Source organism: Bacillus sp. SIMBA_026, from assembly GCF_046535335.1.
Taxonomy (GTDB): Bacteria; Bacillota; Bacilli; order Bacillales; family Bacillaceae; genus Bacillus; species Bacillus velezensis.
Genome location: NZ_JAWRWX010000003.1, coordinates 351,953 through 363,874, shown reverse-complemented (window position 1 = coordinate 363,874; position 11,922 = coordinate 351,953). Strand labels below are relative to the sequence as shown.

The window sequence follows — 11,922 nt, the reverse complement described above, 5'->3', positions numbered from 1 at the left end:
ATGAAGAAGTATTTATATAAACACCTTTTGTTAGCTCTCGTTTCGTCCGTTTGCTTTTTATTAGTCTTTTACGTGAGTTTAAAAATGACACAAGAGGACACACCGCCGTTGTCTTCTTACCCGTTTTACCTTTTTATTTATCTGTACATAGCAGCCGGATATTTGACGGTCGGCCTTGTTTTAGCTTGTATGACTGATATCTTGAAGAACCGCTGGACATTCAATAAACCGTCTACCATTCTATTGAAACTTATCGTTTACTTACTCATACCGTATGCTATTTTTCATTCTTTCTTCATTTTAATGGCGCCGTTGATTTATGTGCTGTTTGAGTCGTTATTCATCCTGAGAAAAGCTTCATAACCTGAAAAAACATACCGCATGCTGCCGGTATGTTTTTAATATGCTTGTCAGTTGTTCGCAGTGATCCGTTTGATGTTTTCTTCCATCAAGCCGGAAATGAGCTGTTCGTTTGTATGAGGAATCTGTTTGAGCTGTTGTACGACCAGCCCTTGTCTTGCGGCTGAATGATTTTGACTCAGCTTTGCTTTCCCCTCTATTTTGCTGATTTTGATTTTAAACCCTTTTACCCCTTTGTTCATGCCTGCCAGCAATTTCGCATCGACATCCTCTAATTTGTACGGGCTGTCGGGGCTTTCGTATTTCAATACGAGATCACTCATCGACTGCACGGTTTCTTCCTCATCCAAAAGCTCCGCCTCTCCGTAAACATGAACCGCCACATAATTCCAAGTGGGTACAGCCTGATTCGTCTCATACCATTTAGGCGAGATATAACAATGAGGCCCTTGAAAAACGGCTAACACGTTTTGGCCATCAATCTCTTTCCATTGGGGGTTCGGCAATGCAAAATGACCGTATAAGCATTCGTTATCCTTACTCATCATCAATGGCAGGTGGGTTGCATACGGCATGCCTTCCGCCGTTGAAAACAATGCTGCGAAACCATACTCTTTGATTACATCGCACGCTTCAGCTTCACTCAGCTGAAATGGAGCGGGAATATACATACAAAACTCTCCTCTCTGAACATGGATTGATAAAGCGCTTTCCGCTATAATAAGATATCAACTGACATTTAAAAAGATACAGTTTTGAATAAATACACATGTCAGAGGAGAACATCTGATGAAAAATATGATTTTCGCTTTCGGAAGCGACACCCCGAAATACAAACAAATTTACGAGCAATTTAAAACATTGATTGAGCAGGGAAATATTCAGGCAGATGAGCGGCTGCCTTCGATTCGGGAGCTGGCAGATTCCCTGCGGGTAAGCCGTAATACAACGCTGATGGCTTATGATCTTCTTTTAGCGGAGGGATACATTCGCGGAGAAACACGCAAAGGTTATTTTGCAAATGAAGTAGAACCTTCTATATTTCAAAAAGAAAACGATGTTGTTTACGCTGAAAAAACCGAATCAACTCAGCCGGTCCTGATTGATTTTCGCGCCGGGGCCGTCGATCAAAAGCATTTTCCTCTCAAAACATGGAGAAAATTATACAATCAAGTTTTGACATCAGAGAAAAGCTTTCTGTACGGTGAACCGTTCGGCGAGAGAGACCTGCGTGAACAAATTGCCGCTTATCTCTTGGAATCCCGCGGAGTGAAAACAGATGCGGATTCCATTATCATCGGCAGCAGCACCCAGCAGATGCTGATATATCTCAGCCGGATTCTGAAAGAGGATTTTTCGGGAATGATCGTTGAAGACCCCGGATTTGACGGTGCCAGAGCGGCATTTCAATTTCACGGGCTTTCTCTGGAAACGATGCCTGTCTATGAAAACGGAGCTGATTTTTCTCAATTACATGCAATGAAGGAAAAATTAATCTATGTGACCCCATCCCATCACAGCCCTTACGGCGTAAGCATGTCCATTCAGCAGCGCCAAACTCTGATCAATTGGGTGAATCATAGAGAGGGTTATATTCTTGAGGATGATTATGACAGTGAATTCCGTTATACACAGCAGCCGTTTCCCGCTCTTGCTTCCATTCAATCAGACCGGGTGATTTATTTAGGGAATTTCTCAAAATCCTTTCTTCCGGGCATCCGCATAAGCTATATGGTTTTGCCGCATCGCCTTTTGCACCGGTATAAAAAACGGTTTATTCATTTCGAAAGCACCGCTTCTTCGCTTAACCAGCTGACCATGGCTGAATTGATGAAGGCCGGTGAATGGACCCGCCATATTAAGCGCATGCGCATTGTTTACAGGCGAAAAATGCAGCACTTGATTTCACATGTAAAGCAGCAGTTCGGCGATCATGTGACGATCATCGGCGAGCAGTCGGGATTGTATATATTGGTGAGAGTTCACCTGAATTATACAGAAGAAACATTAATCGAACGCGCTTTTCAGTACGGAGTGAAGGTATATCCTACCGCCGTTTATTTCGTTGCCGAAAAACCCGAACCGCCGATCATAAAGCTAGGTTTCGCCCATCTCGATACGGATCAGATCACACAGGGCGTACAGCTTTTGAGAAATGCTTGGTTGTCATGAAAGAAAAAAGGCGCCGAACGGCGCCTTTTTTTATTTCGTATTTCTTGTGAATTTCGGCAGTCCAAATATGATGGCGGCGATGCCGCAGATTCCGATTAAAACGGGATAGAAAGAGTATGGCAGGATGCTGACTGGTGAAATATTCCCGAATTTCCCGGCTGATAACAGCTGCGCGCCGTAAGGAATCAATCCTTGAATCATGCACGAAAAGATATCCAGAATACTTGCCGATTTTCTGTTGTCGATGTTGAATTTATCAGCGATATTCTTTGCAATCGGCCCGGCTGCGATAATCGAGATCGTATTATTGGCCGCAGCCAGATTCGTCACGCTGACCAGTCCGGCAATGCCGGCTTCGGCTCCTTTTTTCGAACGGATTCGTTTCGTGATGAACTCCAGTAAAAAGTCGATCCCGCCGTTTTGTTTCATCACGCCGACCACCCCGCCGATCAGCATGGACAGGATGATCAGATCGCTCATTCCGGCAATTCCATCCGTAATCGCCTTAAAATAAGAATCAAACGTCAGGCTGCCGCACGCTAACCCTATGATTCCCGTCAAAATCAATCCGCCGAATATGACAGCCATCACATTAATACCGATTAACGCAAAAACCAACACGGCGATATAAGGAAGCACCTTAATCCAGCTGTAAGATGCAGTTCCCGTATGGACGGCGTGGCCTGCCGGAATAAAAAATAAGATAATAACAGTCACAATGGCAGCGGGCAAAACAATCAGAAAGTTCGTTTTGAATTTATCCCTCATTTGTGTTTTTTGCGTCCGGACTGCCGCAATGGTCGTATCGGAAATAAAAGAAAGATTATCTCCGAACATAGCTCCGCCGACCACAGCCGCAATCGGAATCGCGGCGGAGATGCCAAGCTCGCCGCTCAAACCCGCGCTGATCGGCGCAACCGCCGCAATCGTGCCCATTGATGTTCCCATCGATATAGAAATAAAACAAGCAATGATAAACAGCCCCGGCAGCAAAAACTGCTGCGGGATAAAGCTCAAAGCAAGATTGACAGTTGAATGCACCGCCCCCATCGCTTCAGCCGCTGAAGCAAAGGCACCTGCCAATATAAAAATCATAACCATAATGATAATATCAGGATGTCCCGCACCGGAAGCGAACCATTCTATTTTTTGATTGAGCGATTTCTTCCGGTTAAATAACAGCGCAAAAGCTGACGCAATGATCGCGGCAATCAAGATCGGCAATTTATAAAAATCTCCGGTCACCAGACCAGAGCCGACAAAAAGCCCTACGAATAAGACTAAAGGCAATAACGCCCAAGGGTTCTTTTTATTGTTCATCTGGGTAAACCACCTCTTTTCAGCATTAAAGTCGCTAATCACAGTCTAAGCAACATTTCACACTTTAAAAGTCTGCAGTAAAAAAGTCAAGCTGAAAAAAGGATAAGTAATGATTGATAAGATAGAAAAAGCTGTTTTGTTTCCTCTCTTTAGAAAATAAAAAAAACCAAGGCTCGTTTCCCTTGGTACATTTCATGCGGCCCGGCGTCCGGGACACCTTCTCTTCATTCAGAAATACATTCAGCTTTCAATCTGTTTTTAAGTTTCGCTTCATTTTCAAGGATATCTTCGTAATCCTCAATCTTCCTGTTTAATCGTTTTATGGTTTCATCAATTTCCCTCTGTTTCTCCGTCAGCCTTTTCCTTTCATTTATAAGGATGTTTTTTCGGGGTTCGATCGTATGATCGGCTCCTTCAATAAATAAAGCGGTATATTCAATCAGCGCCTCAATCGACAGCCCGGCATTTCTCATGCATTTTATAAATTGAATCCAATTCACATCATCTTCGTCATAATCGCGGATGCCGCTTTCATCGCGTTTTACCGGAGGAATCAGACCTATACTTTCATAATACCTAAGCGTCGCGGCTGATAACTCAACCTGCTTTGCAGCCTGCGCAATCTTCATATTCTTATCACCCGTCCTTCAAACCTTCATAAGCGTGCCATTATAGAATATCATTTCATAAAAAAATAAACCAAACTCCTTGACTTAAAGTCCGCTTTAACATTTAAAGTAAAATCGAACAGAGGATTCATCACTTTATCTTGGAAAGGAAGATAACCATGTGTAATAATCATCCGACTCGTGTATTAAGCGCTCCGCATGCAAAAGCTAAATTTGAACGGACGACGATTGAGAGAAGAGCATTACGGCCGCACGATATCCTGATTGATATTAAGTACAGCGGGATTTGTCACTCAGACATCCACAGTGCATTCGATGAATGGGGCGGCGGAATCTTTCCGATGGTTCCCGGGCACGAAATTGCCGGAGTTGTGGAAGCCGTGGGTGAAGAAGTCACCACATTTGCCGTCGGCGACCGTGTGGGTGTCGGCTGTTTTGTAGACTCCTGCGGGGAATGTGAATACTGCCTTAACGGAGACGAACAATATTGCACAAAAGGCGTTGTTCAAACTTATAATAACCTGGACTACGACGGAAACCCTACGTACGGCGGCTACAGCCAGAAAATAGTTGTCACTGACAGATTCGTTGTCCGGATTCCGGATCAGCTGGATTTGGATGCTGCCAGCCCGCTATTGTGCGCGGGCATTACCACCTATTCTCCGCTGAAACACTGGAATGCCGGCCCCGGCAAAAAAGTGGCGATTGTCGGAATGGGCGGGCTCGGACACTTAGCTGTTCAATTCGCGCACGCTTTAGGCGCAGAGGTCACCGTCCTCAGCCGCTCAATGAACAAAAAAGACGAAGCGCTTGAATTTGGAGCCGATCACTACTTTGCAACAAGCGATCCGGATACATTTACTGAGCTGGCCGGACGATTTGATCTTATTTTAAATACAGTATCCGCGAACCTTGACGTAGATGCCTACTTATCTCTGCTTCGAATTGACGGTACATTGGTAAATGTGGGAGCGCCAGCTAAGCCGGACTCATACAGTGTGTTCTCCTTAATCACGGGCCGCCGCAGCATTGCGGGTTCACTCGTCGGCGGTATTCCGCAGACTCAGGAGATGCTTGATTTCGCCGCCGAGTACGGCATTGCTCCTAAAATTGAAGTGATACCCGCCAATCAAGTCGACGAAGCGTACGAACGGGTTCTCCAAAGCGATGTCCGCTACCGTTTCGTCATTGATATTTCAACTTTATAATTCACATAAAAAACATACCAATATCTATTGGTATGTTTTTTTCAGTTCAAATTATTTTTTATTTCAGCAGCCAGCCGGGCACCGCTTTTATATAAACCAACTCGCCTATCAATTCAACGATCGTCTGTGTGACGATAACAGCGGCGGCTAATGAGGCCCAAGCATCCGGCAAGGCCAGTGCTAACGGAAGGACTGCGAGAGAATTTCTTGTGCCCGTGCTGAAGATCAATGCTCTTCCTTCGCCTGTATCCAGACGGAACGCATATGCGATAAACCGGGAAACAAACGGCATAATGAGCAGGAATAACAAATAGATTGGGATCACACGTATAATGATGTGAGCATCACTGATGACCTTGCCGATTTGTGTGGCGACGACCGCCAGTAAAACCAGAGCCATAAAAGGAACAGGCAGCCACGCCGTCCATTCCAACACCTTTTCTCCCGCCGGCTTCTTATCAGCCCATAATTGAGTCATCACCGCCGCCAGCAGCGGCACCGCTATTAAACATAAGAATGCTTCCAGAAACGGCCCCGCATGAACAGCTCCTATCACTTCTTTCCCGATAAACAGCCACAGGTATAACGGAAGCAATACCATCTGAACGGCGAACAAAACCGGCGTGGAAGCCAGTATTAATCTCTCATTTCCTTTGCCGAGCTGAGTAAAGACGATGACGTAATCAATACAAGGTGTAAGCAATACCAAACAAACCCCTAATAATATAGGAGGAGATTGAGGAAAAATGGCGGTTAACATCCATACAACGACAGGTACAGCTAAGAAATTACCGATCAGTAAAGCCGCCATAAACTTGAGGTTTGACATGGCTTCCCTCAGCTTCAAGAATGGGATTTGGGCAAACATGGCATACATGAGAACAGCGATAAGCGGTGATATCGTCCATCCCCAGCGAAGTCCTGAATCTTTCCCGGCGATCCCCGCTATTCCTCCGATCACAAGAGTCACACCATATATCCAAATTTGCTGTTTTTCTAATGTCTCTCTGGTTATTTTCATTGGCTGACACCTCTTCCCCGCCCATTATACCTTTTTTTCTGCCGCTCTTGCATTATGGTTCTGCCGGAATTAAAAAACACCAAGGGTCTGTGACACTTGGTGTTTTTGGAACGCGGCCGAGAAAAACAGGTTGAAAACCGTTAATCCTTGTAAATAACCCCCAAAAAGTATTTTTGACATACTGTTCCTTATCGAATAAAAGCATTCTCTTTCATTTCCAAAGCATCATCCAGCCATCTCGGGTGCATCGGCAAGAGATGTTCAGGTAATTCATGGATATCAAAATATCTGATTTCCATAGCTTCCTCTGTGGACTTTTTCAAAGTGCCGCCGATGACGTCACATTGAAAACAATTGGTAATAAAATGGCTGACTCTGCCGTCAGGGTATATAAAGGTTTGTGAACTCGGATCAGAATAAACGCCTATCATTTTAGAGACTTTCACCACTAATCCAGTTTCCTCTTCTATTTCTCTTATAATTGCTTGTTCAACTGTTTCACCAGGTTCCACATGTCCTGAAGGAATGCCCCATAAACCATTATCAGCACGCTTCATTAATAAAACGGAACTTGATTCTTTAATTATAATTCCAGCGACTCCGGCTTTCACTTGTTCTGTCCATTGGAAATCCGGTTTTTTCCGTACTTCTGCCTTTATTTCATTATCGAACAAGTCTTTCAGATCGCGGATCACAACATCCGGATTTCTAAAATCATGTTTTGCAGGAAATAAAGTATTTTGTTCAGAAACTAATACGGAAGTTATGCCTATTTGGTTTGCTCCGACAATATCTGTTTCAGGCGTATCCCCAATCATAACGCATCTCTCTTTATCTTCAAAAGACTCGAGTACTTTTTCAAATATTGAAGACGCCGGTTTTCCAATTATAATCGGCTCTTTAGCAGCTGCTGTTTTAACAGCCGCGACTATAGCGCCTGTCGCGGGAGCTGGTCCGTTAGCGGCAGGAAATGTTTTATCCCCGTTTGCAGCGATAAATGAAGCCCCGCAGCGGATGAGGTTTACTGCCTTATGCACATCCTGAAATGTAATATTTTGATCCCATCCAATGACAACAGCCTCCGCCTGATCTTCCGTAAGATCAATACCGGCCTTTTGAATTTCACTTTTAAGTTGGTCATTTCCCAATATATATGCCTTCTTTATTCCTTCACTGACAAGGTAATCAGCTGTTGCCCACCCCGCAGTAAACACTTCATCAATACTTGCTGAAATCCCCAGTTTATGAAGGCGTTTCACAATCGTTTCTCTTGTAACACAAGGATCATTCGTTAAAAAGCGAATGGCTTTCTTTTCTTCACGGAGTCGTTTTAAAGAGGCCACAGCTCCTGGTAAAGCTTTATCTCCTATATATATCACTCCGTCTAAATCAAATAAAAATACATCATAATTCTTGGAGATCATCGTAACACTCCTTAAGCGGTTGTCTCTTGGTTAATAGTTGAGCGATACGCAAAATGATTTGTAGGGCCTTGTCCTTTCCCGATTCCTAAGGGATGTTTAATGGCTGCTGAAATGAATTCCTTTCCAGTTGCCACTGATTCCGGTATGCTGTGCTGCTTTGCCAGCTCTGCAGTTATCACAGCTGAAAACGTACAGCCTGTTCCATGAGTATGCTTTGTATCAAAGCGGGGAGAAACAAATTCCTCGAAGTCCTCGTCAAAGTACAAAATATCACGGGCTTCTCCGTTCAGGTGCCCCCCTTTTACGACAGCACTTTTTGCCCCGTATACCTCCACTATTTCTTTCGCCGCATCACGCATCTGCTGTACAGTCTCGATTGATTTGCCGATGATTACTTCCGCTTCCGGAATGTTCGGTGTAATAACAGTTGTTTGGGGTATTAATAATTTCTTCAAATAATCAATGGCGTCCTTATGGAGCAGATGATGTCCGCTTTTAGCAATCATAACCGGATCCATCACATACGATTGAATATTTGCGTCTTTTAACTTTTCTGCCAGCAATTCAATAATTCCTATACTTGCAAGCATACCGGTTTTGACAGCATCCGGTTTTATATCATCCATGACACAGTCTATTTGCTGAGATATATTCTGAAGAGACATCTCCTCAAAACTTTTCACACCAAGTGTATTTTGTGCAACAACTGAAGTAATAACTGCCATTCCATATACCTTTTGTTCCTGAAATGTTTTTAAATCCGCGTGAATTCCCGCCCCTCCGGAAGGATCAGTCCCAGCAATCGAAAGCGCTTTATAAATATCCGTCAACTTACACTCCTCCTTCAGGCAGGTTTCACTGCTTTAAAAATGACAAAAGGCGGATATTCCTTTTCACATTTCCAATTATTAAATTGAAACTCTTTCTCTATGGCTTTTACATGCTCTTGGTCAATATCGTTTAACGTTGGTTCTGATAAAGTTACATTTTCAAAACCTGCATGAGTTAATAGTTTATAATACATTGACTTCGGCCAATGAAAATCATTTAAAATTAAATCTGCTTGTCCGGGAACATGGAGCCATTCATTTCTTTCTTCTCCGTAAGAATATTCTTTCCCCGGTATTCCATTGCGGAAGGTTGAAAATTCAATTCCGGTTGAATCAGGATTCGTATCGAGTATGACAAATGAAGCTCCTGGTTTTAACACACGAAAAATTTCATCTATGATACCTTTGATACGCTGGTCACTATCCGTATTAATAAAAACATAACAGGCCATTGCAGCATCAACTGAGTGATCTGGTAAGAAGGAAAGATTATCGTGTTCAATTAAATGATAGTCCACATGAGGATGTTGTCTTTTTGCCTTTGCTATATCTAACATCTTCCTTGATTCATCGACTGCGATCACATTGCAGCCTATTCTGTCAGCCAGCCTATAAGCTACCTTTCCTGGACCGCATCCGAAATCGAGCACCTTTTTAATCTCCGCTTTATCAAAAGTACGAAAAACAAACTCAAAACCTAACGTTTGTTCTAAAACGTCATTATAAGCATCGAATTTACCAGCAACACTGTCTTCTTTCCATGAAGTTTTCATTGAATTTCCTCCTTTTGCTCAGTTGAGAAATAATGAAACCACTTATTCCTGACGAAAAATTGATATACAGGAAGTAAACTTTGAAATAGAGAATGATCCATATCCCGTTTATATGCAATATACTGGTATATACTGAAAAGGAAAAGAATCTGTTTCCAGTAATCAGGTAAATCGAGCATTTCAATATCGTTTTTTGTCATAGAAATTTGATCTTTCCTAAGTAATTCTTCGTACTTTAAGACTGTTTCAATGGACGGCCAGTTATTTCCCTCAGGCATTTTCGGAAATTCAAATTCCGGAATATCATGGTGATTTTCAGCTTCTTCAAGCACCGTTTTCGCCCATTCATGATCTGAATCATAAATATGGATTGATCCCGCATTATGAAAATATTCTCCGACTTCTACACGCAGTTCTCTGGCCATTAATTCCTGCATGAAGGTAAATGAGAAAAGATCACTGATCATCCCGCGAAAAGCATCATTTGCACGCATGACAGAAGACATGTATAATTCGCCTTCCCTCACAAAAAACTGCAAACCGATTGTGCAGGAAACATCTATATTTTCTGAAACGAAGAGTTCCGAAGCATCGAATATTTGAATAAATGCCCTTTTTGAATCAATATCTTCTTGTGTCAAAAGATTTTTTATTCTATTCCATTGATTTAGTTTTGCATTTCCGAATTCAAATATTTTAGGCCCATACGCAGTGCCTGTTAATGTTTTTTTATTCATTGAGTATGAAGGCATTTTTTTATTGTAATAACTGATAAAATCTAAGTCGTTACTCCCCGATAAATACCATAGCACTTCAGCAAAATTAAACACGATATTGGTTTTTCTTGAGGATAAATAAGTGACACGTTCTATTGGATTTTCCAGAGTCAGATGGTAGTTCAATTGTTCTCTGCTTTTTTGTCCGCGCGGTGAATTGAAAAATTCAGGGTTGTGATAGATGTCATACAGCGTTTCCGTATATGCTTCATGAAAAGTTCTCTTTCTCATTGAGATTCCGCCTTATATGCTGCAAAGGTATTTTTAATGTTCTCTAATAAATCATCTGTATCTTTATAGCTGATGTACTCAACATCCGCCACTGCATTTAACCCTTGAATTAAGAAAGCATAATCCTTGTCCTTTTCTAGAAATAGCACGATCTTTTTTTTCAAGGCGGAAGCCCATCCAATTTCTATATGTGTTCCAGGAGAAGCGGGTGATCCGGGAAATGCTGCAAAAAGGTCGCAAGTACTTATTTCATCAAAATCAATTTTAGTGCATTGAAGGGGTGTCATGAAATCTTTCCCCCACCCTTCCCGCTTGTGAGCATTATGAACCAGCCATCCTTCATTCTCAAAAAAGGAAATTAATGATTCCAGCTTTCCCCTCTCATACGTACTCATCAATCCAGTTTTCTCATCTACTAAACTTTTAAAAGGCCCTGCCAGAAAAACTTTTTTAGTCGCCACTTCATATCACCCTTTCAAAATAAATAAAGCCACTTTCCCCTATGGAAAGTGGCTTAAATATAGATAAGATAAAGAATCTCTCTAATTTTTCACTTCCCTACGCTGGTATTAACCAAATCAGGTTCAAAGGGTCAGGACGTATTGTCTCTTCTCAGCTATTAAAGCTCCCCTAGTGACTTTTTATAAATATTTACTTTAATTCTATGCTATTCCATATAAATAGTCAAACAATGACTTTCCCTTCAATATTGCAGCTTACCCACTAGTTTTAAAACCTTCCGGCCTCTTTTTTCCTGCCAACGAATAAGGTGACCACAACACTGGCTAAACTGACCAAAGTCCCCAGTACGGCAGCAAGAATTGTCAAAAAGCCATTGGGGATCAGAAATCCAATCGGAATGAGCCCCGCAAACGTGAGGACGATAAAACATTGATAGACTCCGGATATGATTCTCACAACCAAACTGCCAAAAAAGGACATGACGAATGGAGGAATGAACAAACATAAGATGATTCCGAGTGAGATCAATAAAATCATAGGCTCGTCAAAAGAAATGACACGATCGCCGGGAGACTCTTCAGCAGCCGCGAATACAGCAAATATAGACATTATCAGCGTAAGAAAAACAAGAAAAAACCTTTTCAGCAACGTTATGACTCCTTTTTTTATAAAAACGGGTATCTTTTTTTCAATCACGATAACCATTTTATGTTATC

Annotated in this window: 13 protein-coding genes and 1 riboswitch; of the genes, 3 read left to right on the top strand and 10 right to left on the bottom strand. The window is 42.3% G+C overall.

The annotated features are described in order from the left end of the window. Positions 1–363 (top strand): hypothetical protein, encoded by a 363-nt coding sequence (locus tag SB847_RS18065; RefSeq protein ID WP_007609693.1) that lies wholly within the window; start codon positions 1–3, stop codon positions 361–363. 47 nt (positions 364–410) lie between these two features. Here SB847_RS18065 and SB847_RS18060 read toward each other — a convergent pair whose 3' ends face one another. Next, entirely contained in the window at positions 411–1,031 is a 621-nt protein-coding gene (locus SB847_RS18060) for an FMN-binding negative transcriptional regulator (protein ID WP_061861897.1), read from the bottom strand. 118 nt (positions 1,032–1,149) lie between these two features. On the opposite strand from SB847_RS18060, the gene pdxR reads away from it, so the two are divergent. Further along, positions 1,150–2,532, top strand: coding sequence for a MocR-like pyridoxine biosynthesis transcription factor PdxR (gene pdxR / locus SB847_RS18055; protein ID WP_410578253.1), 1,383 nt, complete (start codon positions 1,150–1,152; stop codon positions 2,530–2,532). A gap of 30 nt (positions 2,533–2,562) precedes the next feature. Here pdxR and SB847_RS18050 read toward each other — a convergent pair whose 3' ends face one another. Together SB847_RS18050 and SB847_RS18045 are read right to left on the bottom strand one after the other, a co-directional pair. Next, entirely contained in the window at positions 2,563–3,852 is a 1,290-nt protein-coding gene (locus tag SB847_RS18050; RefSeq protein WP_410578251.1) for a Na+/H+ antiporter NhaC family protein, read from the bottom strand. 224 nt (positions 3,853–4,076) lie between these two features. After that, positions 4,077–4,481, bottom strand: a complete 405-nt coding sequence (locus tag SB847_RS18045; RefSeq protein WP_094296424.1) for a MerR family transcriptional regulator — start codon at positions 4,479–4,481, stop codon at positions 4,077–4,079. Positions 4,482–4,639: 158 nt separating this feature from the next. On the opposite strand from SB847_RS18045, the gene SB847_RS18040 reads away from it, so the two are divergent. After that, entirely contained in the window at positions 4,640–5,689 is a 1,050-nt protein-coding gene (locus tag SB847_RS18040; RefSeq protein ID WP_410578249.1) for an NAD(P)-dependent alcohol dehydrogenase, read from the top strand. A 58-nt stretch (positions 5,690–5,747) separates the two neighbouring features. Here the strand turns inward: SB847_RS18040 and SB847_RS18035 are convergent, their stop codons facing one another. From SB847_RS18035 to SB847_RS18005, 7 genes are all read right to left on the bottom strand, one after another. Beyond that, positions 5,748–6,710: an arsenic resistance protein gene (locus tag SB847_RS18035; RefSeq protein ID WP_410578248.1), complete on the bottom strand. Its 963-nt coding sequence runs from the start codon at positions 6,708–6,710 to the stop codon at positions 5,748–5,750. A gap of 188 nt (positions 6,711–6,898) precedes the next feature. Next, on the bottom strand, positions 6,899–8,134 hold the full coding sequence (locus SB847_RS18030) for an HAD-IIA family hydrolase (RefSeq protein WP_007409543.1): 1,236 nt from the start codon (positions 8,132–8,134) through the stop codon (positions 6,899–6,901). A gap of 11 nt (positions 8,135–8,145) precedes the next feature. Then, positions 8,146–8,964 carry a bifunctional hydroxymethylpyrimidine kinase/phosphomethylpyrimidine kinase gene (gene thiD, locus SB847_RS18025; RefSeq protein ID WP_007409544.1) on the bottom strand — a complete coding sequence of 273 codons (819 nt, stop codon included), beginning with the start codon at positions 8,962–8,964 and terminating at the stop codon, positions 8,146–8,148. 14 nt (positions 8,965–8,978) lie between these two features. Continuing rightward, positions 8,979–9,737, bottom strand: coding sequence for a class I SAM-dependent methyltransferase (locus tag SB847_RS18020; RefSeq protein WP_007409545.1), 759 nt, complete (start codon positions 9,735–9,737; stop codon positions 8,979–8,981). Continuing rightward, entirely contained in the window at positions 9,734–10,744 is a 1,011-nt protein-coding gene (locus tag SB847_RS18015) for a thymidylate synthase (protein WP_094296420.1), read from the bottom strand. The genes SB847_RS18020 and SB847_RS18015 overlap by 4 nt, the downstream gene beginning before the upstream one ends. Then, positions 10,741–11,205, bottom strand: a complete 465-nt coding sequence (locus SB847_RS18010; RefSeq protein ID WP_007409547.1) for a TIR domain-containing protein — start codon at positions 11,203–11,205, stop codon at positions 10,741–10,743. The genes SB847_RS18015 and SB847_RS18010 overlap by 4 nt, the downstream gene beginning before the upstream one ends. Positions 11,206–11,282: 77 nt before the next feature. Next, positions 11,283–11,386: riboswitch (TPP riboswitch) on the bottom strand. A gap of 87 nt (positions 11,387–11,473) precedes the next feature. Beyond that, a complete protein-coding gene (locus SB847_RS18005; RefSeq protein WP_039062680.1) occupies positions 11,474–11,854 on the bottom strand; it encodes a hypothetical protein in 381 nt (126 codons plus the stop codon). Positions 11,855–11,922 lie beyond the last annotated feature (68 nt).

What these genes read in the sequence shown, in the direction of transcription:
- SB847_RS18065 (WP_007609693.1), top strand. Translation starts at nt 1, where the DNA reads ATGAAGAAGTATTTATATAAACACCTTTTGTTAGCTCTCGTTTCGTCC.
- SB847_RS18060 (WP_061861897.1), bottom strand. Translation starts at nt 1,031, where the DNA reads ATGTATATTCCCGCTCCATTTCAGCTGAGTGAAGCTGAAGCGTGCGAT.
- pdxR (WP_410578253.1), top strand. Translation starts at nt 1,150, where the DNA reads ATGAAAAATATGATTTTCGCTTTCGGAAGCGACACCCCGAAATACAAA.
- SB847_RS18050 (WP_410578251.1), bottom strand. Translation starts at nt 3,852, where the DNA reads ATGAACAATAAAAAGAACCCTTGGGCGTTATTGCCTTTAGTCTTATTC.
- SB847_RS18045 (WP_094296424.1), bottom strand. Translation starts at nt 4,481, where the DNA reads ATGAAGATTGCGCAGGCTGCAAAGCAGGTTGAGTTATCAGCCGCGACG.
- SB847_RS18040 (WP_410578249.1), top strand. Translation starts at nt 4,640, where the DNA reads ATGTGTAATAATCATCCGACTCGTGTATTAAGCGCTCCGCATGCAAAA.
- SB847_RS18035 (WP_410578248.1), bottom strand. Translation starts at nt 6,710, where the DNA reads ATGAAAATAACCAGAGAGACATTAGAAAAACAGCAAATTTGGATATAT.
- SB847_RS18030 (WP_007409543.1), bottom strand. Translation starts at nt 8,134, where the DNA reads ATGATCTCCAAGAATTATGATGTATTTTTATTTGATTTAGACGGAGTG.
- SB847_RS18020 (WP_007409545.1), bottom strand. Translation starts at nt 9,737, where the DNA reads ATGAAAACTTCATGGAAAGAAGACAGTGTTGCTGGTAAATTCGATGCT.
- SB847_RS18015 (WP_094296420.1), bottom strand. Translation starts at nt 10,744, where the DNA reads ATGAGAAAGAGAACTTTTCATGAAGCATATACGGAAACGCTGTATGAC.